This window comes from Bradyrhizobium sp. STM 3561 (genome assembly GCF_045571455.1).
Classification (GTDB): Bacteria; Pseudomonadota; Alphaproteobacteria; order Rhizobiales; family Xanthobacteraceae; genus Bradyrhizobium; species Bradyrhizobium vignae.
In genome coordinates, this window is record NZ_CP120695.1 from 3,722,994 (window position 1) to 3,746,874 (window position 23,881).

Annotated in this window: 28 protein-coding genes, 1 tRNA gene and 1 pseudogene; 15 read left to right on the forward strand and 15 right to left on the reverse strand. The window is 62.8% G+C overall.

All coding sequences use genetic code 11. The features are described from left to right. Positions 1-58 precede the first annotated feature (58 nt). Positions 59-556, forward strand: a complete 498-nt coding sequence (locus P6U28_RS17620; protein ID WP_407122839.1) for a hypothetical protein — start codon at positions 59-61, stop codon at positions 554-556. Positions 557-571: 15 nt separating this feature from the next. On the opposite strand, the gene P6U28_RS17625 is transcribed toward P6U28_RS17620, so the two are convergent. Both P6U28_RS17625 and P6U28_RS17630 read right to left on the reverse strand, forming a co-directional pair. After that, complete coding sequence (locus P6U28_RS17625) at positions 572-1,408, reverse strand: hypothetical protein (protein ID WP_407122841.1); 837 nt, start codon at positions 1,406-1,408, stop codon at positions 572-574. 476 nt (positions 1,409-1,884) lie between these two features. Next, on the reverse strand, positions 1,885-2,901 hold the full coding sequence (locus P6U28_RS17630) for a hypothetical protein (protein WP_407122843.1): 1,017 nt from the start codon (positions 2,899-2,901) through the stop codon (positions 1,885-1,887). A gap of 132 nt (positions 2,902-3,033) precedes the next feature. Between P6U28_RS17630 and P6U28_RS17635 the strand changes: the two genes are divergently transcribed. The 9 genes from P6U28_RS17635 (at position 3,034) to P6U28_RS17675 (ending at position 8,956) form a co-directional block, all read left to right on the forward strand. Continuing rightward, positions 3,034-3,258 (forward strand): ribbon-helix-helix domain-containing protein, encoded by a 225-nt coding sequence (locus P6U28_RS17635; protein ID WP_407122844.1) that lies wholly within the window; start codon positions 3,034-3,036, stop codon positions 3,256-3,258. A 98-nt stretch (positions 3,259-3,356) separates the two neighbouring features. Next, complete coding sequence (locus P6U28_RS17640) at positions 3,357-4,025, forward strand: hypothetical protein (RefSeq protein ID WP_407122846.1); 669 nt, start codon at positions 3,357-3,359, stop codon at positions 4,023-4,025. A 157-nt stretch (positions 4,026-4,182) separates the two neighbouring features. After that, positions 4,183-4,380: a helix-turn-helix domain-containing protein gene (locus P6U28_RS17645; RefSeq protein WP_407122847.1), complete on the forward strand. Its 198-nt coding sequence runs from the start codon at positions 4,183-4,185 to the stop codon at positions 4,378-4,380. Between the two features lie 83 nt (positions 4,381-4,463). After that, the gene (locus P6U28_RS17650) at positions 4,464-4,736 is read left to right on the forward strand and encodes a hypothetical protein (RefSeq protein ID WP_407122848.1); all 273 of its coding nucleotides are present in this window, start codon (positions 4,464-4,466) and stop codon (positions 4,734-4,736) included. Next, entirely contained in the window at positions 4,733-4,921 is a 189-nt protein-coding gene (locus P6U28_RS17655) for a hypothetical protein (RefSeq protein WP_407122850.1), read from the forward strand. Before P6U28_RS17650 ends, P6U28_RS17655 begins: the two co-directional genes overlap by 4 nt. Continuing rightward, entirely contained in the window at positions 4,918-5,157 is a 240-nt protein-coding gene (locus P6U28_RS17660; protein ID WP_407122851.1) for a hypothetical protein, read from the forward strand. Before P6U28_RS17655 ends, P6U28_RS17660 begins: the two co-directional genes overlap by 4 nt. 430 nt (positions 5,158-5,587) lie before the next feature. Further along, entirely contained in the window at positions 5,588-6,715 is a 1,128-nt protein-coding gene (locus tag P6U28_RS17665; protein WP_407122853.1) for a bifunctional DNA primase/polymerase, read from the forward strand. Further along, positions 6,712-7,407, forward strand: a complete 696-nt coding sequence (locus P6U28_RS17670) for a ribonuclease H (RefSeq protein ID WP_407122855.1) — start codon at positions 6,712-6,714, stop codon at positions 7,405-7,407. Before P6U28_RS17665 ends, P6U28_RS17670 begins: the two co-directional genes overlap by 4 nt. Positions 7,408-7,666: 259 nt before the next feature. After that, on the forward strand, positions 7,667-8,956 hold the full coding sequence (locus tag P6U28_RS17675) for a hypothetical protein (RefSeq protein WP_407122856.1): 1,290 nt from the start codon (positions 7,667-7,669) through the stop codon (positions 8,954-8,956). Between the two features lie 16 nt (positions 8,957-8,972). Here the strand turns inward: P6U28_RS17675 and P6U28_RS17680 are convergent. From P6U28_RS17680 to P6U28_RS17690, 3 genes are all read right to left on the reverse strand, one after another. Further along, positions 8,973-9,049: transfer RNA gene (locus P6U28_RS17680), tRNA-Arg, on the reverse strand. Positions 9,050-9,199: 150 nt separating this feature from the next. Beyond that, positions 9,200-9,637, reverse strand: coding sequence for a hypothetical protein (locus tag P6U28_RS17685; protein ID WP_129146377.1), 438 nt, complete (start codon positions 9,635-9,637; stop codon positions 9,200-9,202). Between the two features lie 162 nt (positions 9,638-9,799). Further along, positions 9,800-10,372 carry a hypothetical protein gene (locus tag P6U28_RS17690; protein ID WP_122402749.1) on the reverse strand — a complete coding sequence of 191 codons (573 nt, stop codon included), beginning with the start codon at positions 10,370-10,372 and terminating at the stop codon, positions 9,800-9,802. Positions 10,373-10,552: 180 nt separating this feature from the next. On the opposite strand from P6U28_RS17690, the gene P6U28_RS17695 reads away from it, so the two are divergent. Continuing rightward, positions 10,553-10,939, forward strand: coding sequence for a VOC family protein (locus P6U28_RS17695; RefSeq protein WP_407122858.1), 387 nt, complete (start codon positions 10,553-10,555; stop codon positions 10,937-10,939). A 58-nt stretch (positions 10,940-10,997) separates the two neighbouring features. Here the strand turns inward: P6U28_RS17695 and P6U28_RS17700 are convergent, their stop codons facing one another. Beyond that, on the reverse strand, positions 10,998-11,495 hold the full coding sequence (locus P6U28_RS17700; RefSeq protein WP_122402747.1) for a hypothetical protein: 498 nt from the start codon (positions 11,493-11,495) through the stop codon (positions 10,998-11,000). A gap of 260 nt (positions 11,496-11,755) precedes the next feature. On the opposite strand from P6U28_RS17700, the gene P6U28_RS17705 reads away from it, so the two are divergent. After that, complete coding sequence (locus P6U28_RS17705; protein WP_162500233.1) at positions 11,756-12,109, forward strand: GrlR family regulatory protein; 354 nt, start codon at positions 11,756-11,758, stop codon at positions 12,107-12,109. On the opposite strand, the gene P6U28_RS17710 is transcribed toward P6U28_RS17705, so the two are convergent. The 9 genes and pseudogenes from P6U28_RS17710 to P6U28_RS17750 all read right to left on the reverse strand — a co-directional run bounded on the left by P6U28_RS17710 (position 12,110) and on the right by P6U28_RS17750 (position 22,412). Continuing rightward, complete coding sequence (locus P6U28_RS17710) at positions 12,110-14,797, reverse strand: PAS domain S-box protein (RefSeq protein ID WP_122402745.1); 2,688 nt, start codon at positions 14,795-14,797, stop codon at positions 12,110-12,112. 122 nt (positions 14,798-14,919) lie between these two features. Next, positions 14,920-15,228 (reverse strand): annotated as a pseudogene (locus tag P6U28_RS17715) (EamA family transporter); the annotation flags it as partial. A 38-nt stretch (positions 15,229-15,266) separates the two neighbouring features. Continuing rightward, entirely contained in the window at positions 15,267-16,064 is a 798-nt protein-coding gene (locus tag P6U28_RS17720) for an NUDIX hydrolase (RefSeq protein ID WP_122402744.1), read from the reverse strand. Between the two features lie 4 nt (positions 16,065-16,068). After that, positions 16,069-17,022, reverse strand: a complete 954-nt coding sequence (locus P6U28_RS17725; RefSeq protein WP_122402743.1) for a dihydrodipicolinate synthase family protein — start codon at positions 17,020-17,022, stop codon at positions 16,069-16,071. Positions 17,023-17,132: 110 nt separating this feature from the next. Then, positions 17,133-18,011: an SDR family oxidoreductase gene (locus P6U28_RS17730; protein ID WP_122402742.1), complete on the reverse strand. Its 879-nt coding sequence runs from the start codon at positions 18,009-18,011 to the stop codon at positions 17,133-17,135. 161 nt (positions 18,012-18,172) lie between these two features. Continuing rightward, positions 18,173-19,033, reverse strand: coding sequence for a MaoC family dehydratase (locus P6U28_RS17735; RefSeq protein WP_122402741.1), 861 nt, complete (start codon positions 19,031-19,033; stop codon positions 18,173-18,175). A 146-nt stretch (positions 19,034-19,179) separates the two neighbouring features. Beyond that, positions 19,180-19,569 carry a Zn-ribbon domain-containing OB-fold protein gene (locus P6U28_RS17740; RefSeq protein WP_122402740.1) on the reverse strand — a complete coding sequence of 130 codons (390 nt, stop codon included), beginning with the start codon at positions 19,567-19,569 and terminating at the stop codon, positions 19,180-19,182. Beyond that, a complete protein-coding gene (locus P6U28_RS17745; RefSeq protein WP_407122859.1) occupies positions 19,569-20,726 on the reverse strand; it encodes a thiolase domain-containing protein in 1,158 nt (385 codons plus the stop codon). The genes P6U28_RS17740 and P6U28_RS17745 overlap by 1 nt, the downstream gene beginning before the upstream one ends. 585 nt (positions 20,727-21,311) lie before the next feature. Further along, entirely contained in the window at positions 21,312-22,412 is a 1,101-nt protein-coding gene (locus P6U28_RS17750) for an IS4 family transposase (protein WP_122404748.1), read from the reverse strand. A 101-nt stretch (positions 22,413-22,513) separates the two neighbouring features. Between P6U28_RS17750 and P6U28_RS17755 the strand changes: the two genes are divergently transcribed. From P6U28_RS17755 to P6U28_RS17765, 3 genes are read left to right on the forward strand one after another with little or no spacing between them, the layout of a single operon-like run. Next, positions 22,514-22,795: a hypothetical protein gene (locus P6U28_RS17755; RefSeq protein ID WP_407122861.1), complete on the forward strand. Its 282-nt coding sequence runs from the start codon at positions 22,514-22,516 to the stop codon at positions 22,793-22,795. Beyond that, on the forward strand, positions 22,792-23,634 hold the full coding sequence (locus P6U28_RS17760; protein WP_407122863.1) for a transposase: 843 nt from the start codon (positions 22,792-22,794) through the stop codon (positions 23,632-23,634). The genes P6U28_RS17755 and P6U28_RS17760 overlap by 4 nt, the downstream gene beginning before the upstream one ends. Further along, complete coding sequence (locus tag P6U28_RS17765) at positions 23,532-23,792, forward strand: hypothetical protein (protein WP_407123081.1); 261 nt, start codon at positions 23,532-23,534, stop codon at positions 23,790-23,792. The genes P6U28_RS17760 and P6U28_RS17765 overlap by 103 nt, the downstream gene beginning before the upstream one ends. The last annotated feature ends 89 nt before the right edge of the window (positions 23,793-23,881 follow it).

Sequence of the window (23,881 nt, forward strand, 5' to 3'; positions counted from 1 at the left end):
ACCGCTTGGCAGGGGGTCTCCGAGAGCCCATACTTTCGGCCTGCTTGCGGGGGCTTGCATGAATGAATTGATAGGCAGCGGGCTGCTCTTGGCCGGTATCGCAGTCCTTCTGGTCATCGGCCGGCTGAAGGGATCGAAGCCTGCCAGCGCGGCGCCGATCGCAGTGCCCCCTCCCCTGCCAATTGTGGAATCGGACTCCCTGATTTTCGATCAACTCGAGCGTTTCGCGGAAGCGGAGCGAATTGAGGATCAGCGGAAGCGGCGCACTCGGATCTGGCTCAGGCCCGTGGGTTTCGTGACTCGGCTCATGACCTACGCTGCTCTGCTCCTTCTCCTGTACATAAATTGCCCCGATGATATCTCACATAGACCGCTCGGCAGCCTTACGCTTTCAGAAATCATCAAGACGGCCTTTTTCATTGGTGCAGGGCTCGTCCTGGTGCGTGCACTATTCAATCCGGTCGACGACGAAACCGTGAGGGATGCTTGGGGCTGGCTTGGTGTGTGGGCCGCGGCCGCGCTCGGCTGCGCCGTTCTGTACTTTCGGTCTCATTAGTTGAAAGAGCTGCCGTTACTTCAGCCAAACAGTCTCCTCGCCCAAGAGCACGGCTGATGATCCTCCACCTATGCCTGATGGGGCTGGAATGATTTCAGCAGTCTTGGAGGCCGCCTCGATCAGATCAAGGGCGGCGGCGGCCGCCAGATCTGACCCTACATCCCCAACTGTCTTCTTCAGCAAAATCTGGAAATAGGCACCGGTCAAATACATCCGGCCGTGACCAAAAAGCACGTGCTGCTCGAGATAGGACACCTCCCCAAAGGGAAGAATGACACGCTCACTCGCCGGGCCCAAATTGGTCCCTTTTACCGTCGTTGCTGCCGTGACCGGCGTCGGTTGGAGAAGAAAGCCGCCCTCAATGGTGAGATCGATTCCGAATGCGATAACGCTGCTGGTGTGACTTGCCGGATCGTAGCTCGCGATGATGATTTGTGCGATCCGGCTTCCAGCAAAGCCGCTTAACTTTCCTGCGGCGAGATAGGGGCTGATATCGGCGAAAATAGCATCGGCAAATCTCTGCCCGTTGAAGTCCGCTACGGGCGTGTTCTCCGCGTTTAGGTACGAGAGTGTTGATCGGCCGAAGTCAATCGGCGCCGGCATCTTTGCCAGGTGCTCACACAGGTCGTGGCCGGAAAGATCGGGCATGTCCTGCAAGGTGATGAGCCCGGTGACAACGACCGCCGTGCGCGCGGGCCGGGTTGGGAGCAGGATCTTGTTTATCCCGTCGCAGAACGTTCCTTTCGGCGTTTGTCGCATATCAGCAGCAATGACGAGGCCGCTGCTCGACGGCACCAGGACCGCCAGCGTCCCACCCATACCTTGAAAATTGCCGTCGTGCTCGAATTTCATGCTGCACCATACCTTCATCAAAGTATCGAAATAGACCCGCGCCGCTCAACCGCTTGCCGGCGCGCGCGAATCTCGGGATTTGGCGCATGTTTCCTATGAGAGACAACACAGATCTACGTCGGGGCAAGACCTGACGAGCCGGTCGGCAGCTCAGGGCGCCCCCCGAATGCGCGATGTCTCATTCGGCGAGCAGCGCATGCCGGTTTTATTGATGCCTTAGCTCAAAAAGGTATCGATACCAAGGACTTGGCCGCGCGCATCAGAAACCCGATCAAAGCCCGCCTTTTATGGCCTGACAAAATTCAGGATCAATTGCGAGCGCGCGCGAGGCGAAACGACAGTCGCGGCAACTGGTTGAGAGCTAAACTCCGTCAGCCGGCGGTGCCATCCGGAGCAATTATGTCACTCAGGATGGCCGCTGATAAAACAGACCAGAAACAGCGCGGTAAACCCTTTCAGCTTTCATTCATGCACGCTTAGAGTCCCGCGTACGAAGCGGCGTTCTCGTCGTGCAGCTGCGCCTCCTCGATGTAGCCGGCCGTCGTGTCGTATTTCCGATGTCGGAGCTGCTTCTGAATGAGGTGACCCGGCGCCTTGTTGCGGGCCGCCGAGGTGGCGAGGCCGCGGCGGAGTGAATGCCCGGCGAATTTCTTGGCGACAGCCTCAGCGTCGGACTGGGAAGCGCCGCTGGCGAGCTCGCCCGCGATCGCAGCACGCTTCACGATGAGCGCGATGGAATGAGCGCAGAGCGGATCCTCACTCATGCGGCCGTGCCGATCGATCGAGCGGAAAGCCGGCCCCGCGGTGATCCCTGATGCTTCGAGCCAGGCACGCCAAGCGCGTACGGGGCAGGTCGACCGGTGCATGCCCGGCGGAATACCGATTGCCTGCCCCTCACCTTCTTGGTCGCCTTTGGATCGGACCAAATGGATTGTGAGCCCGTCGGGGCCCTCCTCAATCCAATCCGCGCCCGGGCGCGCCAGCACCTCGATCGCGGCGAGCTCGTTCCGGCGCAGACCTCCTGCAAACCCGATCAGGAGCAGCGCCCGGTCGCGTACGCCTGTCAGCCCAGACGGCACGGCGCCGAGCGCGCGACGCAGTTGGGCTGGCATCAGCGGTGATTTCTTGGCGGGCGGCCGACCATGCGCGCGCCGGATGCCCTTCCACACTGACCGGAACGGCTCAGCACTGGTATCGAGCGCCAGCCCGAAGTGGCGCAGGCGGCTCTTGATGGCCGCCAATCGGCGGCGTTGAGTCGACACTGTCACCTTGCCCGCCGTGTCGACAAGGAAAGCCAGCACGATGCCTGCATCCGCGGCGTGCGACGCTACGCCCTGCCGCCCGCACCACTCCTCAAAGACCGCCCAATCCGACGCATAGGCGCTCCTGGTGTTCTCCGCCTGCGCCTGATCGGCATAGCCCTTCGCCTTGGCAGCGATCTCGACAGCAGTGGCGGGGAGCGCGGAATTGAGGACGGCGGGAACCGGCGACATGGCTGGCTTTCAATAATTTCTGTTATGGTGAGCCAGAATGTACATGCAAGAATGCATGCATGCAAGCGTGTTTACAGGAGGGGGGTCGCAGGCATATCTTGACCGGAATGATCCACGCGCAGGAGCGAACCCGTGTCCCCAAAGAAGCCCGTCCGACCTGCAGCCAAGAAGGTCGCCCTGTCGAAGGCGCAACGCCACATGCAGGTCAGGCTCGCCGAGGAGAGCTGGAAAGCCCTCAGGATGCTCTCGATCGAAACCGGCCGGCCAACGCAAGGCCTCGCCTTGGAGGCCCTCACGGACCTGATGCGCAAGCACGGAAAGCAAGTCGAAATTACCGGGCCAGACACTGACGAATAGCCCGATTCACCTCTCGCGCGGCTAGGTCGACGGACCGAAAACCTGGCGCACACCAGGCTGCCGCGCGAGGCCGCAGTGTGCTCGCGCCGGTGCAGCGTATGAACGATTTCATTGAAGAGTGGTGGTCGCTGCCCATGGCAATCGCCTGGGTGATCACGGGGGACGTTAGTTTTGTGCGCTCTTTGAAGGGCCGCACAGATCTCGGCGCTGATCTCGCCATTGCAGACTATTGCCACGATCACAAGCTTGCTGACAGCTATTCCGGCGAGATGCCGTCGTCTCCATCGGCACAGAGCCGTCTCCAGCACGAGATTAATTCGGGCAACATTAAGAGCACAGGCGAGTTGTCACCTGGGAATGGTCCAGCGATCGAGATCGCAGCACACGAGCTCGCTCGTCTTGAGATTGAGGGCGATAGACTGGTCGGAAAGGGCCGCGCATATGCTGAGGTTTTGGTTTTGGCTCAGGACATCCAGAGGGCCTTTCCAGCCATGGCAAACACGGGAGCGATCATCGATCGCGCACAGCCCGATCGCGAAGCGCTGAACGATCAGCACTTCTTCCATGTCATTCCGACAGAGGACGATGACAGCGCGCCCGGGCGCGTTCGGCGAGCAATGAGGCTGGAGTGGCCGCAACGGAAAATACCCAAAGGTCTGTCCTGGAAAGAAATAGCAGACCGCGTTGGCCCTCGATTGCGAACCATGGGCGTCAATAAGCTTCCGAAGGAAGACTCTATCCGACGAGCGCTAGGCCTAAAGAAGTAATTCGGGCGCATCCCGCCTTTTCGGCACTCCCTCCGGCAAATCCGGCGAATCCGGCGAATCCGGCAAATCGTTTCTCGAGTTCAGGACCTGGTCCACTATCGCCGTCATTCGCTGGCGACCGCTTACGGTCGCCCAGCTTTTGACGGAGGATAGCTGCATGTCGGACCGCATTTCCTACAGCGTGCAAGAAGTCGCCGAGTTGACTGGCGTAGGTCTCACGAAGCTGCGGGAAGAGATTCAGGCCAATCGCCTTGTCGCTCGAAAGCTGGGCAAACGCACTCTCATCACAGCGAGTGATCTCGCCGCGTGGGCCCATGGCCTACCGCGGTTCGAGACGAGGGCGGCCGCCGCGTAACTCTGTCGACCTTAACTCAGTATCCCTTCAACAGAAACCCGGCCGTTGGCGCGGCCGGGTCATGCAAAGAGATGGAATTAGACTTGAGCAACGCAGAAATAACGATTCACCGGGCGGGTGACAATACCGCCGAGCAAATTTATCGACTCAACCCGCATGAATGCTTACGGGCCCGTGTGCTGAGCCAGGGCCGGCGCCCCGTTATCAGGATCGAACGCTGCAAAATCACTGGAACGGGCCTTGCCCCGACCGGTGTAAAATTTGAGATCGGCCTGCACAGGGCATCTGCATTGGCACAGCTGATCCTTGACGCAGCCACCATGAACGTCCTCTCCGAACAAGGAGTTGACGCATGAGCCGAACGACCCACCGAAAGAAGTCTGCGATCGTGCCTCCCGCCGATTGGCGCGTGGCTGTGATGCACGCTCCGACGCTGTCGCGCGCAGGCCGCTTCATCTCTCGCCGGTTTGGGCACCATCCGCACACGGCGGAGGTGATCGCCCATCTCGCCGGTCTCGGTGAACGGGAGATGAGGCAATGAGCGTTCATCTGGCGCCAGACGGGGATATGAACGAACAAAAGGCAGAACTAACGCTCTTGCCTCCTCAGGACGAGATTGTAGCCTATTTCAACGATGGTAGCGATCTCATCCTTCGGCAAAAGTGCCGGCCTGATGACGACCAAGTTATCTGCGTACACAAAGATCTAATTTCTCAATTCATCGATCGACTCACGGAATTGGCCGGTATTCCCTCGTTCGGAGGCCCAGAGCGATGAAGCGGGTGGATCCGGAACAGTTGGTGCGAGATATCTGGAATCTCGCGTGCGGGCCGTATCCCGATAAGCCAGGCGCGAAAGAACGCGGCGGCACTTCCGAGGAGTCTGCAAATAGAATTGCACCGCTTGCGGCTGATTTGCGCGGAAGATTCGCCAAGTTCTTTTTCGAGACACATCCGCGAGCGTGGACGGCGGATGAATGCGCAGAGAGGTTCGGGGTTAGTCCTCTTTCCGCTCGCCCGCGAATTTCCGAGCTCCGAAACGCCGGCCTGATCAAGCCTAGCGGTGAGCGACGACGCAATCGGGCGTCCACGCATTTCGCTGCCGCTTGGATCGCCACGGATTTGTTGGTCGGACCAACCTCCACAGCGGACAAGAGTGGGGTTAACCCCTGCCTTACCCCAGACGCCTCCCTTGACGGAGGCGCCACATGACCCGCTTTGCCGAGTGGCAACCGATCTATGCTCGTCATGGGCTTCCCACCTTTCCGGTTCGCATTGACGGCGCCCTGAAGAAGCCAATGGCCAAGAACTACTTGAGCGCCGGCCGGCCATACAGCGATCGCTTGGCCAAGCGCTTTCCGGATGCGAATGCGTTCGGTTTTGCCCTTGGATCAAGGACCAAAATCACGGTCCTTGATTGCGACTCCAATGACGAACGGGTGCTTGCCGATGCAATGGCTCGGCATGGCAAGTCGCCGCTTATCGTTCGTTCCGGATCGGGCAACTACCAGGCCTGGTTTCGCCACAACGGTGAGCGTCGCCATATTCGCCCCGATCCGGCTCGTCCGATCGATGTTCTCGGAAGTGGCTTTGTGGTGGCGCCACCGAGCCAAGGGGCCAAATCGGACTATCAGATCATCGCCGGCACGCTTGATGATCTCGATCGTTTGCCGCGGTTGCAAAACTTCGTCGCGCAGAGCGATGTACGCGACCCAGTGATCCCTATTGGTCAGCGAAATGATGCGCTTTTCCGCCACTGTATGCAGCAGGCTAGAGCCTGCGACGACTTTGAGGCTCTCCATGACGTCGCCGAGACATTCGCAGCACAGTGCGAGCAGTCGCATGCGGCTCCGATGTCGGCGGACGAGGTGAGAAAGACAGCACTTTCAGCATGGAGCTACACGCAGCAAGGACGGAATTGGGTAGGCGGTCGCCATCACGACTTCGATCGCGCAGTCTTCCCGCCTTCAAATCTCGCCGCAGATCCGTTCCTCTACACGCTGCTTTGCTGGCTCCGCGACCACGACGCGTCTGGACGCTCGCTTATGGTTGCCGATGCCCTGGCCGAGGTCTTGGGTTGGTCGAAACACCAATTGAGAGAAGCGAGACGCCGCGCCCTCGAGGGAGGCTGGATCGTGCTGGTCGAGCCTCCTACGCGGTGCCGCGCGGCAAGGTTCACCTGGGGAGCGTCATCGATCCGATATGGCCTCTGTAATTCGGAGGCCATCCTCTCAGATGGTCCAAGGCTGGGAAGGGAGAGTGTTTATAGTCAGGTCCGGAATCCGGAGGCCATTCACTGCCCTGTGAACCATGAGCCTGCGGAGGTGGCGGCATGAGCGGGCTCAACTGGAATAAGCGGCGTCCAATTTATGAACCCTGGTATGCCCGCCTCGACCGCGATCCGTTTGCGCGTGATGCCTCGAAGATCATCCGACATGGCGTGCAGCCCTCCGCAGCGAAACCGGCAAAGCCGGCGCGGCCGAAGCAGCCCGCCAAAACCGCCATCAAACCGTTTTTGATGGCCACTGGCGCATTCGCCGGAAAGCCGAAACTTCGCACGTCCGACGCTGTGAAAGCGCGCGAGGCGCTTGCACGCGTGGCTGAGGCCAGGATCTGGTGCGATGGGGGCTGCGCGCCGACAAATCCTGGCACAGTCGGCATGGGCGCCGTCATCCTTGCCGAGGGAATCCGGGTCGAGCTGTTCGGCGGCGGCTGGCGCGGCACGAATAACGCAGCCGAATTGGCGGCCGCAATCCTGGCTCTGGAGGCGCTTCCATACGGATGCCCCGCGACCGTGGTTGCGGACTCGCAGTATTTGGTCAATGGCATGCTCAAATGGCGGCACGGCTGGCGCCAGCGCGATTTCAAGCGCGATGGAGGTGACATTCCGAACGCCGATCGATGGCGCAAGCTGGATGCACTCGCCCAAAGAGGCTCCTTGAAGTGGGTCTGGCAACGCGGCCATTGCGGCGAACCAGGCAATGAATTGGCTGATCGCTTAGCGGCATTAGGCCGGGGATGCGCATGACGAATCCTTCAGCACATCAGTCTGGCGGTAGGCGTCCTGCATCAATCCCAGCTGGATCTTGGCCGCGCCGCATGTCGGCGGACCTGGCCGCTGGATACGTGGGGGAGAAGACGGTCGGGGACTTCCTGAAGCGCGTCGGAAAGGATTATCCTTTGCCGCGCATAGCAGAAGGGCGTAGGCGACTATGGCTGATCGACGATCTGGATCGGGCGATAGCGCCGGACAGCGCGCACGGCGACCTCGCAGAGGATTTGTGAGCGTGGAGCTTCCGCGGCACGTCATTCCTAAGCGCCTCGCGAGCGGCGCGACGGCCTATTATTACAATGTGCCGACGAAGTACCGGGCGCTGAAGTGCCCGGTCCAGAACGAACCGCTCGGCGCCGACTTCGCGAAGATGCAGGAGCGGGCCAAGACTCTGAACGGTCAGTTCGATGAGTGGGACCAGGCGCGCAAAGGGCTGCCGGTCTCTGGCGCTCCGATGATGCCGAAATACGGCACGGTCGACTGGCTGTTCCGGGAATACAAGATCAGCGACGCGTACCTGAAGAAGGTCGCCGTTAGGTCGCGTTCGGACTACGAATGGGCGATGGACCAGATCTGCAACGTCGTCACCAAGAAGGGCGACAGGGTTGGCGATCGGCTGGTCAAGACCATCACCCCGCGCGCCGCAGACAAGCTCTACGGCTATTTCCTCGCCAGCAAGGGCAAGAAGCTGCCGGAGGGGCAGAAGCGGCAGCGCACGGCTGAGAAGATGATCGGACTGTGCCGCAAGGCCTGGCGCGTCGTTCACCGGCTATTCCCGCACGAGTTCGACGCCAAGGTGCCGAATCCGTGGCTTGGTGTGACGCTTGAGGTGAGGGCCAAGGCCAAGAAGCAGGCCGTCACCAGAGATGAGGTCTACGCCTTCGCCTGGGGCGCGATTGATGCCGGCTACCCAGAAGCGGCCGCCACGGCAGTTATCTGCTTCGAATGGCTCCAGCGGCCGGAGAACGTGGTCGCCGGGCATATGAAGTGGTCGGACTACCGGGCGCCGGGCGCGCCATCGATCATCATGGTCGAGCACCACAAGACCGGCACGGTCGCCCCTCACCCGCTGGAGGAAGCCGGCCCCGACGGCCCCGTGCGGTTCTACGCGGAGGCTGAGGACGTGCTGGCGAAGCTGCCCCGGCTGGGCGTGCCCATGATCCTGCGCGACCTCGGGGACGGCCTGGCGAAGCCTTGGATCTACAGTTCCCTCAACCATGTCGTGGTGCGGCTTCGCGGCAAGATCGAAGGCGTCCCGGCGCACTTCACCTTGGACGCCTGTCGGCATGGCGGGATGACCGAACTCGAAGAGGCGGAGCTGACGGACGGCCAGGGCCGCGCCCTGTCCACCCACAAGACCCAGAAGGCCTATGAGGGGTACGCCAAGCGGACGGCCAAGCGCATGCTCTCGGCCACCCGGAAGCGCTACGCTCATCGGATCGCGAACGAAACGGCGACAGCTATTCAGAATGCCGCATCTGACGGCGTTCAGAATGAAAACAGCGAGGTCGCCAAAAGTGCTTAATCTTCAGGATGATAGTTGGCGCGCTCGGAAGGATTCGAACCTCCGACCCTCGGAATCGAAATCCGATGCTCTATCCAGCTGAGCTACGAGCGCCCTGGCCCGGCAACGGGCCACCGAGATTCGTCCGACCGGCGCTGGCGACGAACCAGCGCACCGGACGGCGTTCGGATCGGTTCGAATTAGCAGAGTGGCCGGCCAATAAAAAGCCCTTCCCGCCTCCATCGAGGTGGGTCGACGACGCCGTCACCAGGTGGTGTTGAAGAGGCCGAAATGCGGTTGCTGAGCGACCAGCATCATGGGACGACCGGGCTGCGGCGCCGGACGCGCCCTGACGATCTTGCGCCTGGGCTGAGCGTGCACCGGAGAAGCTTGAGCCTGAGAAACCCGCGTCTTGGCCGACATCTCGGCCAACGCCGGCGACAGACCCTCCTGTACCGGCGGCTGGGGCGCAGCCGCAACAGCGGCGGTCCTTGCCGCGGGTGCGGCAATCGTCGGCTGGCTGGTGTCGAGCACGACGCGCTCAGGCAGATGACGGTCGGACCGGATTCGGATCAGAGGCTGCTCGTTGCTTGCGGTCGCGACGGCTTGCGCTACGGGCGCCGCCGGGAAAACGAAATCCGCCATGAACAGCAGTGCGAGCAAGGCTCCACCGACAAAAATGAAATACCTAAAGATGGGCATCGGCCGCGCTCCGCCCCCCGCATCCCCGCGTGGGCTCTCTCCGCCTCAACAGGCGATCCTTCAATTGGTTCCTGGCCCCAGCCGTTCGGTTCAAATGGCGATGCATGGTTTTTCGGCCAAGGACCACGAGGGTAACTTTTCCGCTACCGGAACACGCCGCAGTTAAGCGCGACGTGCTGCAACCAGCGAACATTTCGCTTGATCGGCATTCACGTTAACGAAGCCGATGGGGATATGCACAAATGTCTTGCGGCTCTTCATGCTGACCGGATCCACCAGCACGCGGCTCCGGTCGGTAAGATGACTGCCGTCCCGCCGCGTAAAGGCGCAGACGACCTCGATATCTTTTACGGCATAGTCATTGTCGTTTCGCAGCGTGAACGTCACCAGGACTTTGGAGCCAAGGCCGCCGCGGCGCCAAGTCTGCGATGAAATCCTGAGACGACCGAGTTCTGCTGCGACCGGTACCTGAGCTTCGGACGCCGGCGACGCCACTGCGGACGTATCGCCTGCGGGAGCGGTCTCAACAGCCGCCAGTTCCGGCCTCGCCGGCTCGGCACTGTTGCCTTTGGAAAGAGGCAGCAGCATCCAGATGCCGCAGCCGACGATAATTGCCGCCAGCAGCCACAGAAGGCTACGGCCGAACGAGACGCTCGCGATCGTTACGGCTCGCGCCAGTCGTTCGCCGGCCCTCGCGAAGCGCCCCAATCCGATCCGGTCGAGCCTGGCACTCATGGTTGCATCACCGATCGCGGCCGAACGCCATCAACGACGGACCCGGTCACTGCTTACCTTAATCCGGCGGACGAATTAAGGTTCCCGCGCTTCATGCGAGTCGGCAAGGCCATAGCGACCATCGGCCGTGGCCACTAACATACGCCGCAACATCGAACGACCCGGCTGGGAGAATACGAAATGCCATTCGCCGTTACTTGGGATCACGTCCATCTGCGCAGCCCCGATCCGGAGACCACGGCGGCCTGGCTCCGGGATATCCTCGGTGGTGAAATCGTGCGCGCGCCAGGCCGGCTCGAGGTGAACCTCGGCGGCGCCAGGATCTTCTTGGCGTCGCTGGACGGCGATAATGCCGTCAACCCGCCACCTCCACATCCGCATCACGGTCTCGACCATTTTGGTCTGACGGTGAAGGACATCGACGCCGTCGCCGCCGAGATCAAGGCCAGGGGCGTCACATTCACACGCGAGCCGACGACCATCCGGCCGGGCGTGCGCATCTGCTTCATCCGTGGCCCCGAAGGCATCTCCATCGAGCTGCTCGAGCGCGACAAGAAATACACCTGACGTGACGCGGCGTGGGCCGTCTCAGGCATGCCACCGGGGCGACGTGAGCCCCCGGCGGCTAAGTCATGCTACCGGGCATAAAGCAGCGGATGGTGACGCCCATGTAGCCGTAGATCGGCCAGACCATGGTGCGCCCCACCCGGTTCGGCTCGGAGATCACGGCCTCTTCGGGCACGTCGACCCAGACGAGCTCCTGCTGCTGACCATCGAGCGCGTAGCCATAGCGCGGGATGCGGACGCGATAGTGTCCATTCTTGCTGTCCCAGTCGGAGTCCTGGAGCGCCGAGCCGTCGGCATCGGAGCAGCAAGGTCCCTTGCCGCTGCGCAGACTGTCGAACCATGCCTTCAATTCGGCATTGGTGTTGACGAACTGCCCACGGTCGCGCGCGTGCCCAAACGGGGCCGCGAGCGCAATCAAGGCCAAGGTGGACGTCAGCCTCGTCAAGTTTCGTCGGCGTATCGCACCGCCAATCCGCCGTTGCTCGCTCCTGCAATTCGTGGGAAGCGCACTGTACAGACGCGGCTCATCGCCGCCGGAATCGATCCAGTTGGTCACGTTCGTCTTGCTCCAGCACCCCGCGGCCAGTGCAACAATGGTTATGCATTTCGCGGGCCAACTCTGATTCGTAACGGCGGCCCTCGCCTCACCATCAGAGGGCCATGACGACCTCACGCACAAGCCGGGACAACTACGGCTCGCGCTGCAGGCTCTCGCAACCGACCGGCAAACTGCCGCGTTGCGCGAGGGGATCGGCTTTGGCATAAAAAGCGGACCGGTGACGCCGTTGGGCGATGGCGGCCGGCCTACGGGACGTTATGAAGAACGGCCTCTATTCAATTCACGTGACCTTGCTCGATGGTCGAGTCGGCAAGGGCAGCGGCGTGATTCTCTTCCGGGACGGCAAGATTCTTGGCGGCGATGCCTACCTCTATTACACCGGCAGCTACACGGTGAAGGACAACAACACCTTCAAAGGCGAGATGCTGGTGCAACGGCACACGTCGCCTCGGGGCGACGACAATCCGCTGTTCGGCGGCCCTGCTCCGGTCGGCATCGGCGTCAGCGGCACCCATACGGATACGCGCGCGGAGATGACGGGCACGGCGCTGGTCGGCAAGGCCAGCCTGATTTTCGGCGCGACGCTGCACAAGCTCGCCGACGTCGACTGATTATTCCGCCGCCTGTTCGAGCGGCGCTACGCGCGGCAGGATGATCTGGATACGGGTGCCGCCGCCCGGTTCGGAAACGAGATCGAGTCGCCCGCCGAGCCGATTGGTGACGATGCTGTAGACGATGTGCAGGCCGAGGCCGGTGCCGCCCTGGTCGCGCCGTGTCGTGAAGAACGGATCAAAGGCGCGGCGGCGGACATCGAGCGACATGCCGCAACCATTGTCAGAGAAGATGATCTCGACATTGTCCTTGCCGGACTCGCGCACCTGGATGTCGATGGTCCCCGGCCGACCGTCCGGGAAGGCGTGCGCGACCGAATTGAGGAACAGATTGGTCAGCACCTGGCCGTACGGACCGGGATAGCTGTTCATGGTCAGGTCCGGCTGACACTCGACATTGAGCGTCAGATTGTGTTTGCGCAGGCCCGGCCGCAGGCTCATCACCACCTGCTCGGTGAGGTCGCCGAGATCGAAGGTGCGCTGATCCGAATAATTGCGATCGGCGGCGACCTGCTTGAACGACTGGATCAGCTCAGCGGCGCGGTTGAGATTGGAGACGAGCTGCGAGGACGCATCGCGGCTGGTGTTGAGGAAGTCGTTGAGCGTGGAGCGCCGAAGCTCGCCGCGCTCGACTTCGGCAGTGAATATCGCGGTCTTGCGCTCCAGCGCGGAGGCGACCGTGAGGCTGATGCCGACGGGATTGTTGACCTCGTGGGCGACACCGGCGACGAGCCGCCCAAGCGCGGCGAGCTTCTCCGCCTCGATCAGCGAGGCCTGCGTCTCGCGCAGATTGCGCAGCGCGGTTTCGGCGGCTTCCTTGGCCTTGCGCATCTCCTGCTCGCCGCGTTTGCGCTCGCCGATGTCGAGCGCAACGGTCACGATCCGCTCGATCTCGCCCTCGGCATCGAGCAGCGGCAGCTTGTTGACCAGCCATTGCCGCATGTTGCCGGAGGCATCCTGGTACTCCTCCTCGTAGAAGCCGAGCCCTTTGCGCAGCTTGAGCACCCTCTTGTCGTTCTCGTCGGACTTGGCCGCACCATAGCGCGCCATCAGGTCGGCTGTGGTCCGGCCGAGCGCGTCACCGGGCTCGATGCCGAAGATGCCCGCCATGTAGCGGTTCATCAGCACGTAGCGCAGATTGCGATCCTTGACGTTGATCACCGCGGGCACGGTGTCGATAACCTGCTGGAGCAGGCGCCGGCCTTCGGCGATGGCGTCTTCCGCGCGTTTCTGGTCGGTGATGTCGCGCAGCGTACCCTCGTAGCGGACGATGTTGCCCTGCTCGTCGCGCACGCCCGTGGCGCTGTCGGAGAGCCAGAGGATGTTGCCGCTGCGCTGGCGCACCTGATACTCGAATTCGCGGACCATGCCGTCGCGCGCCATCAGCCGCTGGTATTCGGCGCGCGCCTCGGGATGGACATAGACCGTGTGGGCGATGTCGTTGATGCTGTCGATAAGGTGCTGCGGGCTGTCATAGCCCATCATTCGCGCCAGGGCCGGATTGGCGTTGAGGAGGTCACCGGCCGGCGTCGTCACATAGATGCCGTCGACCGAGCCCTCGAACAGTTTTCGGTAGCTCTCCTCGGCGAGACGCTGCTCGGTGAGCGCGCGCACGGCCGCTTCGCGCGCCGTGTCGGCCTCCTCCAGCGCGCGGCGGAACACTTCGGCCGCCCGTGCGATGTCGCCGATCTCGTTTTCGAGATCGGCGGACGGAATTGACGTGTCTTTCCGGCCGGCCGCAAGCGCGCGAATGGATCGCGCGATCTGGGCGAGCGGACGCACCGTCCTGCGCACAACGAACAACGCAGCGCCGATGCCGATCAGCACGCCGACCGTACCGAGGACGATGCTCTGCCATCGCGCCTCCGTCAGCGTGCGGGCAAAATCGCGCGACAGCACGTGCCCGCGGCGGGCGCTGACCTCGCGCAACAATTCGGTGACGCGACCGATCAGCCGGCCCTCGGTGCCGAGCACCTCGCGGTCGATATCGGCGATCTGACGCTCGCGGACGGCGACCGCCATGATCGCCTCGGCATAATCATTCACCGCCACCTTGAGCTTGGGATCGGTGATATCCATCGCGCGCATGCCCTGTGCGGCCTGCTCGGCCGCCGACGGGTTACGCGCGAGCAATCCGAGCGCGATCCGGCTCTGCGCCTCTGACAGGCGCGAGGCCAGCTCGCGGTCCGCGGTGGCTGCGACCGCCGCGTCGAACCGGTCGCGCAGCGGCGGCAGGCCGGCGAGCAGCTGGCCGCGGCGGTCGATCAGCGTCGAGATCCGCTCGAGGCCGTTGCGATAGGTCGCAAGCCGCTCGGTGACCCCGTCGATCATGTCCTGCTGCTCGGGTGCGAGCTCGATGCGGGTCTTCTTCAGGATGTCACTCAGCGTCGAGGCCGCCTCGCCCACCTGCTGGAACTGGATGCCGGCGCCGGGATCTGTGACGAAATCGCGCGCGGCGAGCCGCAGCTCGTTCATGCGGCGGTCGATGTCCTCGGCGAGGTCGCCGACGCTCTGCAGCCGCTGCAACTCGGCGAAGGTCGTGTCGATGTGCCGGATCGCGATCACGCTCGCGGTCGAGGTGACGATGATCACCGCCAGCACCAACAGAAAGCTGCCGAAGGTGAGCTGACCGATGGAGAGCGAGAATGTTCGCCTTTTCTCAGGGAGCGGCGTCAATTCGGCGGACATTGGTGGTTTGAGGACCGGGCTACTGGAGACCCAATATACGACGTATTGCCGCCCGGGGGGAACATGGCTCGGGACGCGGAATATCCTTAATATCGGGGCCGCCGCCCTCTTCAGCCTCTGCCTTACGACAGTTTGACGCCGGCTGCCCTGCGGGCCGGGATGGTCATGGCGGCGACGCCCACGACGACGCAGGCCGAGCCGGTCCAGGCGGTCCGGCTCAAGGTCTCGCCGAGGAAGGCGACGCTGATGGCGACCCCGATGGGCACCCGCAAGTAAGCCTGCACGGTGGTGCCGACCGAGCCCAGGGTCTGGATCAGGCGGAAGTAGATCGCGAACGCTGCTGCGGTCGAGAACACCGCGAGCGCGGACAGCGCCAGCACTGAGCTCAGCGAAGGCGACAGCATCCAGGGTTGCTCGACGACCAGCGCGGCCTCGCAGGCACCAATAGTTCGTTGCGTGTCGAAGTGTCTTAGCCGACCGCGCCGACCTCGAACACCTCGCCATCATAGCCGGCCTCGCGGGGGATCCGGAGCTGGCGGCCGGTGTCGGTCTTGGTCATGATCGGCATCACCGTGACGATCGACAGGCCGCGGGCGTGCTCCAGCGCCGCGCTCACGTTCGGCTGCTTGGCGAGGCGGATCAAATTGCGTGTGGTTGGAAACGGCAGCTTGAAGCGGCCGCTCTCGCCACCCGCCACCGCCTCGCGCGGCGAGACCCAGATCGAATCGGTGGATTCGCGCCCGTCGTGGGCACCGAGCTGGTCCGGCGGTGCGGCGGCCAGGAAGAACCAGGTGTCGAAACGCTTCGGCATGCCTTCCGGCGTGATCCAGTGCGCGTAAGGCACGAGCGTGTCGAGCGCGAGCTGGAGGCCATTGTCCGCGAGGATGCTGAGGAAGCTGATCTTGTGCTCGTTGAGCGCAACGCGGTGCGCATCGGCGATCTCGCCGGCGCGCTTGGCATCGATTGGCGTGCCCGTGTCCTTGGACCGCGCCAAGAGGATGCCGCTTTCCTCAAACGTCTCGCGGATCGCGGCGATCCGAAAACCGCGGTCCGCTTCGCTCAATCCCTCGCCGCCCGAATAGAGGTCGGAGCGGGCGACGATCTCCTTGTCGCCAGCATCGACGCTGCCGCCGGGAAACACCAGCGCGCCCGAGTTGAACTCGATCTGATGATGGCGAACCATCATGAAGACCTCGATTTCCTGTGCCGCGCCGTCGCGCAGCAGGAGGATCGTCGATGCCGGACGTGATGTTGATGTCTCGGCCATTCAACTAACCTGCGGCGCTGGATTGCGGGCCGAGATTGGCGCGTTTGTCGACACGGGCAACGCGCGACAGCAGGTACTCGACCTCGGCCTTTGCCGCCGCCGTGATGGTCGCGCCGGGCTTGCGCTGGGCGCTGGAGGCGATGACGCCGCGCTTCTGCAGCACGTATTTGCGCACAGCAAGGCCGGCGCCGGGCTGCTGTTCGTAGCGGATCAGCGGCAGGTGCGCGTCGAACAGATCGTGCGCAGTATCGCGCTTGCCTTGCTTCGACAGGCGCACGACGTCGATGAGAAGCTCGGGAAAGGCGTAACCAGTCATGGCGCCGTCGGCGCCGCGCTCCATCTCGAAATCCAGGAACAGGCCGCCATTGCCGCAGAGGATCGAGAGCGGGCGAAGCGAGCCGTCCTTCTGGAAATTGCGGACCGCCGAGATCTTCTCCAGGCCCGGCCAGTCCTCGTGCTTGAGCATCACGCAGTTCGGATTGTCCATGACGATCTTGCGGATCACGGCAGGCGTGAACACCACCGAGAGCGTCAGCGGATAGTCCTGGAGCACCCAGGGCACGTCGGGGCCGATCGCTTCCGCCGCCTGCTTGAAATAGCCGACGATCTGATCGTCGGTGCGAAGCGAGAGCGGCGGCGCGATCATCACGCCGGCCGCGCCGGCATCCATCGAGGCCTTCGCCAGCGAGCGCATGGTGGCAAAGCCCGGCGCGGAGACGCCGACGATCACCTGCATCTTCTTGGCACGCTTGACGAAGCGCACGGCCACCTGCTCGGCCTCGGCGGCATCGAGCTTGGGGGCCTCACCCATGATGCCGAGCACCGTGACGCCGTCGCAGCCGACCTCCTCGTAGAAGTCGGTCAGGCGGTCGATCGAGCGCTCGTCGATCCGGCCATCGTCGTGGAACGGCGTCGGCGCGATTGCGAAGGTGCCCTTGGCATCGGCGGTGAGTTTCATCTAGTGCCTCTTTCATCTGTCGTCATTCCGGGGCGGCTCGCAGAGCCGAACCCTGGTGCGCAATTGCGCACCTTAGTTCGTGCTTCGCACGCCCCGGAATGACAGAAAAGCTAAAACCGCCTCGCCCCCATCTTGATCTGCTCCTCGGAGAAGAAGATCTCCTTGGCATGATCGACGATGTCCTGGGCCTTCCAGCCCGAGTGCGGCGGCTTCCAGCCTTCCATTTCCATCATCCGCATTTCACGCACGCCGCGCGGCCCGGACACGCCCAGCACCTTGCCGGTCTGGTCGCCCGACAAGTCGCTGACCATGTATAGCACGGCCGGCGCGATGCCGTCCGGCCCCAGCGCCGCGCCGGGGTTCTCCTTATAGCGGGGCAGGTCTGCGGTCATACGGGTCAGGGCGCCCGGGGCCAGCGTCCAGATCCGGATGTTGTACTTCCGGCCCTCGATCGCCAGCACGTTGGACAGGCCCCAGATGCCACCCTTGGCCGCGCCGTAATTGGTCTGGCCGAAATTGCCGATCAGCCCTGATGTCGAGGAGGTGTTGACGATGACGCCGCCGCCATTTTCCCGCATCCAGCGAAACACCGGCAGGGTGCAACAAAAGGTGCCCTTGAGGTGGACCTTGATGACCTTGTCCCAGTCGGCCTCCGAGGCTTTTGCGAAGGTCTGGTCGCGCAAAATGCCGGCGTTGTTGACCAGGATGTCGGCGCGGCCAAAGTGCTTGATGGCATCGTCGAACACCGACTGGCCGCCCTCCATGGTGGAGATGTCGGCGCCATTGGCAACCGCCTTGCCGCCGTCGGCCTTGATCGCGTCCACCACCTTCTGGGCCATCGAGGTGTCGGCGCCGGAGCCGTCGCGGGGCCCGCCGAGGTCGTTGACGACGATGGAGGCCCCTTCCCGCGCAAACAGTTTTGCGTAGGCCTCACCGAGCCCGCCGCCCGCGCCGGTGATCAGCGCAACCTTGCCGTCGAGTAGTCCCATGGTGGCTTCTCCCTGTTTGTTGTTCTTCGTGTCCCGGACGCGATGCAGCGTGAAACGCTGCGTCGCAGAGCCGGGACCCAGTTTGTTGGTCGCAGCCTATGGGCCCCGGCTCTGCACGCACTGCCAAGGAGCGCTGCGCTGCTTCCGGGGCACGAGAGCGGCTAACCCAGCACCGTCTTGCCGTTCTTGATCACGGTGACGCTGCGCGACTTCACCTTGGCTTCGAACGAGATCACGTTGCCGTCTTTCCAGAGATCCATGGTCACGGTCTCGCCGGGATAGACCGGCGAAGAGAACCGCGCGACGTGCTGGCGGAAGGCAGAAGGGTCGTAGTCGGCATAGGTCTGGAGCACGCCGCGGCAGGTGATGCCGTAGGTGCACATGCCGTGCAGGATCGGGCGCGGGAAGCCGGCCTTCTTCGCAAACTCCGGATCTGAATGCAGCGGGTTACGGTCGCCGCAGAGGCGATAGACGAGTGCCTGATCCGGACGCGTCGTGATGTCGATGGTCTTGTCCGGGCTGCGCGACGGGATCCTGTGCGGATCGGGCTGGGTCAAGTTCGGGCCACCGAAGCCGCCGTCGCCGCGCGCGAAACGCGAAGCAACGAGCGTCGCGAGCTTCTCGCCCTTCTCGTTCTTCAGCACGGTTTGATGGCTGATGACGACGCCCTTGTCCTTGCCCTTGTCGTAGACCTCGAGCACGGAGGAGTCGGCAGTGATGTTGGCGGCGACCGGCAGCGGCTGGTGGAAGGTGATGTCGCGCTCGCCGTCCACCACCATGACGCGGTTGAGGTTCATCTCGCCAGGGCCCGAACCCCAGGCAGCGACGGAGGCGAACGTCGGCACCACCTTCAGCGGCCGCGGCGTCAGCGTGCCCTCGTTGACGAAGGCGAGCTCCTTCTCGTCCATGGGATCGGCGCCGAGTCCGATGCCGTAGGCATAGAGCATGACCTCGCGGTCGGTGTAGGCATATTTCTGGCCGAGGTTTTTCAGGCCTTTGAGTTCTTCGTATCTGGCGGACATTTTCTCTGGTTTCCTCTGGTTCTCATCCTCATGGTGAGGAGGCGCTCTTGCGCCGTCTCGAACCATGAGGATGCCCGAAACGCTTCTTTGTCGTGGCCATCCTTCGAGACGCTTTGCTTCGCAAGCTCCTCAGGATGAGGACCGTCCTATGCCACCGTGAAGAAAGGCAGCGGTGCGCCATCCGTTGGCTTGAACACCACCTTCACCTTCTGGCCGATCTTGAGCTTCTCGAGATCGCAGTCGACGAAATTGGTCTGCACCGATGGCCCCTCCTTCAGCGTGACGTAGCCGATGGCGTAAGGCCCGGTCGGCGACTTCCGCATCAGGCTGTAGGTGTAGATCGTGCCCTCACCGGACGCCTGCTCCCACACCGTCTTGTCGGAGTAGCAGAACGGGCAGATCGAGCGCGGGAAGTAATGCGCTTCGCCGCAGGCGGTGCAGCGCTTGATCATGAACTTGCCCTCTTTCGCCGCGTCCCAGAACGCGGCGGTTTCGGGGTTCGTCACGGGGGCCGGATACTTTTTCACTTCGCTCATCACACGCGCTCCAGAATGGCCGTCGAGGCGGCATGGCGAACGCCCAAAAGGCCGCCGGTGCCGTGGGCGATGGCGAGATCGCAGTTCTTGACCTGCACCTTCGGATGCGCCTCGCCGCGCAGCTGCCGCACAGCCTCGAGGATCTTGGTCATGCCGCCGCGGTTGACCGGATGGTTGCTGCAGAGGCCGCCGCCATCGGTGTTGAACGGCAGCTTGCCGACACCCGAGATCAGGTTCCCGTCGGCGACGAACTTGCCGCCCTCGCCCTTCTTGCAGAAGCCGAGGTCCTCGAGCTGCATCAGCACCGTGATGGTGAAGCTGTCGTAGATCGAGGCGTATTTGATGTCCTTCGGCGTGATCCCGGCTTCCTCGAACGCACGCGGGCCGGACCAGACGCCCGCGGAGTAAGTGAGATCGAGATCCTTGCCGCCGCGCGGGCCCTTCATGGCTTCGCCATGACCGATCAACCTGACCAGCGGCTTCTTCAGGCTCTTCGCGATCTCCGGCGTGGTCACGATCAGCGCACCGCCGCCGTCGGAAACGACGCAGCAATCCATGCGATGCAGGGGATCGGAGATCATTGGCGAGTTCAGCACGTCCTCGACCCTGACGACGTCCTTGAGCATCGCATGCGGATTGTATTGCGCGTGATGCGAGGCTGCGACCTTGATCCAGGCGAGCTGCTCCGAGGTGGTGCCATAGTCGTGCATATGACGCATGGCACACATGCCGTAAGCATTGTGCGTCGTTGCGCCGTAGGCAGACTCGAAATCGACCTCGGCTCCGGCGGCGCGCGGCGGCATCACGCCGGTGCGCGGCTTGCCGGCCAACGTGATCAGCGCGATCGAGCACTTGCCCGCCGCGATCGCCTCCGCCGCATGGCCGAGATGGATGATGTAGGAGCAGCCGCCGGTCTCGGTGGAATCGACGTGGCGGAGCTTCTTGGTGTTCAGGCCGAGATAATCGACCATCGGCCAGGCGCCGCCGGGCGCATCGCCCGCGCAGAAATAGCCGTCGACATCGTCCTTGCTTATCCCGGCATCCTCGATCGCTCCCTTGGCGACCTCGGCGTGGAGCTGGGCGGTGGATTTGTCCGGCGCATGCCGGGTCGGGTGTTCGTAGATCCCGGCAATGTAGGCTTTGCCCTTGATGGTCAAAACAGAGTCTCCGCTCGCGTTTCTTCTTGGCTCTTTTTTCTGAACCGCGGTGGCCTGATTGGCAAGCGTGGAAATATTCCGTCGCGCGAGAGGGCAGCGGGTCGGCGCAACTGGGGCACATCCGAAATCCGGGCCCCGGATGGGAGGCGAACCTGCGTGCCGCGTCGTCATTGCGAGGAGCCCGCGACAAATTGCGAAGCAATTTTGCGGTGGCGACGAAGCAATCCAGAGTCCCTCCGCGGAAGGATTCTGGATTGCTTCGCTGCGCTCGCCATGACGGAGTTCGCGGATCGCTCTTTCCCCTCACAGCTCAATCGCAGACACACGCCCGCAGCCTCGCGGCTCACGTCGCCCGAGTTTTGCTCCCGTCTTGCTCCCCCTCCAAACAGAGGGCGCAGGGAAGACCGCATAGGCGTTAAGGTAGCGCGAGCATCGATTGATACGGACGTTTTCGAGGAGGCTCGCGCAGGTGCCGCCCAAGCGCTCGCTTTCTGCGGCGAAAGCAACGGATGGTTGGTTGTGGAATGATCGCTTGTAGCAAGGATGCAACGAGTTGTTGCAAAACACGCCAAGCGCCAGGTGCCGTCAGGCGGCCTGCGTCCAGCGGGGAGAGTCCTCGAAGTCGCGGGCAAGCGGCTCGAGCAGCAGGATGATCAAGAGGTGTGCCAGCAAGTAGGGCTTGGCGGAGCGCGGATCGGTTCCAGGTGGCGTCTTGAGACCAATCAGACTCTTCAGTCGCTTGAAGCCAAGTTCGATGCGCCATCGCAGTCGATAGAGCGCGAGTACATCCTTGGTGGAGAACTCGTCCCGCGCGAGCGACGTGACCAGAATGACCCAATCCGCGGCTTCCAGAGTTTCTTTGGAGATGACGCGGTTTTCGTCTTGTGCGTCGCGCCGGGCTTTACGGCGCGAAGCCGCGACTGCACCGGCGGGCTTCTTGACTGCGACCAGACGCATAGCCAGAGGCGCACCGTCCTTGCGTTTGATCCAAATCCTCCGATCGATCAGTCCGTGCGCCTTCGCCGCACGCAATTGGGCCATCAGATCGAACGCAAGGCCTTTGGCATCAAGCCAACGTGCGTTCTTCCAGCCCGCTCGGATCAAAACGTCTGCCCCGGCGTCGCGCACAGCGGCGATGCGGTCAGGTTGTAGATAAGCGCGGTCAGCAATGCGGATCTCGTTCTTGACCACCGGTATCCGGTCAAACGTTTCGCCTTCTTGCTGATCTGTCAGCTCGAAGTGACCAAAGCGCTCATATGGCAGATCGAATGCACTATGAACGCGCCAAAGCTCACTGTTCCTGCGCGCAGCCGGTCCTGCCTGAGGCACTGTCGTCGCATCGATAATGCGGATCAGGCGGCCTCGGCTCGCTTTCGGGGCTGCCGCAGCGAGCAAGCCCTCCACCAGCACTGCAAACCAATCGCCACATTGACGCAGGCGATAGAACAACGCCACGCTGCTGAGGTCGGCAAGGCCAACAGAAGCGGCCCACGCGGCTGTCGATCTCAACCCTCTTTCACCCAGACAATAGGCCAGCATCAGCCGAAGTAACGCCACCGCATCTGGAATTTGGCGCCGCCGCACGAAAGCCTTCGTCTGGCGCGCACTTATTTCAAGCTGCGCAGCCCCGCCGAGCTGCGTAACCACTCTCGTCCAGTCCTCGTTCAGAAGCGATTCGTCTGCCATCCCGCCTTGGAATCACGTGTGATTCCAACACTCAAGAACAAACTTAACGCCTATGGGGAAGACCGGGTGCCGGCCGGGCACCCACGGTCCGCTGTGCGCGAATGCGCGAAGAACAGATGCACAGCGGCATACAGGTGAAGCCAAACATCCGGCCTTCCCTGCGCAGTGGCTTTACGGCTTATGTCATGCTCTTGTGTCCAGAAAATCTGCCAGAATGTGCGAACGGGCGGTTCTCGCAAAACCGCCCGTCGCTGGATCTGAGCCCGTTCGTGCTCAAAGGCCTTGAGCCTGTCGGGGAGCGAGGGACAGATCCGGTGGTCTTCCTCAACCCGAACAGTTGCATGGGCTTCGAGCCCGAACCGAGCAAGGAAGGGAGTAGATGATGGCACAAAACGACGTCCTTGTCGCTGGCATCGACGTGGCCAAGGACAAGGTGGATGTGTGCATTCGCTCATTGTCACAACGGCAGACGTTCGCGAGCAGCCCAGAAGGTCGGCGAGCGCTGATCCGCTGGCTTCGCAAGCACAAGGTCGGCAAAGCCGCCATGGAGGCTTCCGGTGGTTATGAGCGGGAGTGGGCCAAGGTGCTACGCCAGGATGGTATCGAAGGCTTGGTGGTGGATCCAAAGCGGGTGCGCAACTTCGCCAAATCGGCTGGACAGCTCGCCAAGAACGATCCGATCGATGCGGAGATGATTGCCTGGTTCGCCGAGACCTTCATTGAGGCAAGGGGGCAAGCCTACGATGCGGCACGCGAGAAGCTGGCGCAGATCGTGAGTGCGCGCCAGGCTCTGATTGACGTGCAGACGAGCTTGCGAAACAGGACGGAGCATTCCACTCCTGACGTCGTGCAGAAGATGCAAAATCGCCTGCTGAAGCGGCTCGCCGCCGAAATTGCCAAGCTGGAAGCAGCGATCGCAGCCCTGATCAAGACCACACCGCGTTTTGCCGAACTCGCCGAGATCATCGAGAGCGTACCAGGTCTTGCCGGGGGCACATCCGCCGGACTGATCGGGGCGATGCCGGAACTCGGCCAGATAGGCAACAAAGTGGCCGCGGCCCTGCTGGGTGCTGCGCCTTATACGACGACGACAGCGGCAAACGTCGGGGCGTCCGTCATATCCAGGGCGGACGCCGCAAGGTCCGCAACGTCTTCTACATGGCGTCCATGGGAGCCGCGACCCGGCATAACCCCGTGCTCAAGGCCTTTTACGATCGCCTGATCGCCAAAGGCAAGGAGCCGAAGGTTGCGCTCACCGCCTGCATGCGCAAGCTCATCGTGATCCTGAACGTCATGATCGCACGCGGCGAGAAATGGGACGCCGGCCGGTACGAAGTGAGCAACTCCGCTCGGCTTCCGCCGAGCGCTTGCACGCCCTGAAGACCGGCGAGCGGACGGGGTCAAGGCCGGAAGCCGCCGGAGGCGGTGGCGCGCCAGCGCCAGCCTTGAGGCCGGCCGATCGCCGGGCT

Coding starts and splice junctions, on each gene's coding strand:
- P6U28_RS17620 (WP_407122839.1), top strand. CDS start 59: ATGAATGAATTGATAGGCAGCGGGCTGCTCTTGGCCGGTATCGCAGTC.
- P6U28_RS17625 (WP_407122841.1), bottom strand. CDS start 1,408: ATGAAATTCGAGCACGACGGCAATTTTCAAGGTATGGGTGGGACGCTG.
- P6U28_RS17630 (WP_407122843.1), bottom strand. CDS start 2,901: ATGTCGCCGGTTCCCGCCGTCCTCAATTCCGCGCTCCCCGCCACTGCT.
- P6U28_RS17640 (WP_407122846.1), top strand. CDS start 3,357: ATGAACGATTTCATTGAAGAGTGGTGGTCGCTGCCCATGGCAATCGCC.
- P6U28_RS17645 (WP_407122847.1), top strand. CDS start 4,183: ATGTCGGACCGCATTTCCTACAGCGTGCAAGAAGTCGCCGAGTTGACT.
- P6U28_RS17655 (WP_407122850.1), top strand. CDS start 4,733: ATGAGCCGAACGACCCACCGAAAGAAGTCTGCGATCGTGCCTCCCGCC.
- P6U28_RS17660 (WP_407122851.1), top strand. CDS start 4,918: ATGAGCGTTCATCTGGCGCCAGACGGGGATATGAACGAACAAAAGGCA.
- P6U28_RS17665 (WP_407122853.1), top strand. CDS start 5,588: ATGACCCGCTTTGCCGAGTGGCAACCGATCTATGCTCGTCATGGGCTT.
- P6U28_RS17670 (WP_407122855.1), top strand. CDS start 6,712: ATGAGCGGGCTCAACTGGAATAAGCGGCGTCCAATTTATGAACCCTGG.
- P6U28_RS17685 (WP_129146377.1), bottom strand. CDS start 9,637: ATGCCCATCTTTAGGTATTTCATTTTTGTCGGTGGAGCCTTGCTCGCA.
- P6U28_RS17690 (WP_122402749.1), bottom strand. CDS start 10,372: ATGAGTGCCAGGCTCGACCGGATCGGATTGGGGCGCTTCGCGAGGGCC.
- P6U28_RS17695 (WP_407122858.1), top strand. CDS start 10,553: ATGCCATTCGCCGTTACTTGGGATCACGTCCATCTGCGCAGCCCCGAT.
- P6U28_RS17705 (WP_162500233.1), top strand. CDS start 11,756: ATGAAGAACGGCCTCTATTCAATTCACGTGACCTTGCTCGATGGTCGA.
- P6U28_RS17710 (WP_122402745.1), bottom strand. CDS start 14,797: ATGTCCGCCGAATTGACGCCGCTCCCTGAGAAAAGGCGAACATTCTCG.
- P6U28_RS17720 (WP_122402744.1), bottom strand. CDS start 16,064: ATGGCCGAGACATCAACATCACGTCCGGCATCGACGATCCTCCTGCTG.
- P6U28_RS17725 (WP_122402743.1), bottom strand. CDS start 17,022: ATGAAACTCACCGCCGATGCCAAGGGCACCTTCGCAATCGCGCCGACG.
- P6U28_RS17730 (WP_122402742.1), bottom strand. CDS start 18,011: ATGGGACTACTCGACGGCAAGGTTGCGCTGATCACCGGCGCGGGCGGC.
- P6U28_RS17735 (WP_122402741.1), bottom strand. CDS start 19,033: ATGTCCGCCAGATACGAAGAACTCAAAGGCCTGAAAAACCTCGGCCAG.
- P6U28_RS17740 (WP_122402740.1), bottom strand. CDS start 19,569: ATGAGCGAAGTGAAAAAGTATCCGGCCCCCGTGACGAACCCCGAAACC.
- P6U28_RS17750 (WP_122404748.1), bottom strand. CDS start 22,412: ATGGCAGACGAATCGCTTCTGAACGAGGACTGGACGAGAGTGGTTACG.
- P6U28_RS17755 (WP_407122861.1), top strand. CDS start 22,514: ATGCGCGAAGAACAGATGCACAGCGGCATACAGGTGAAGCCAAACATC.
- P6U28_RS17760 (WP_407122863.1), top strand. CDS start 22,792: ATGATGGCACAAAACGACGTCCTTGTCGCTGGCATCGACGTGGCCAAG.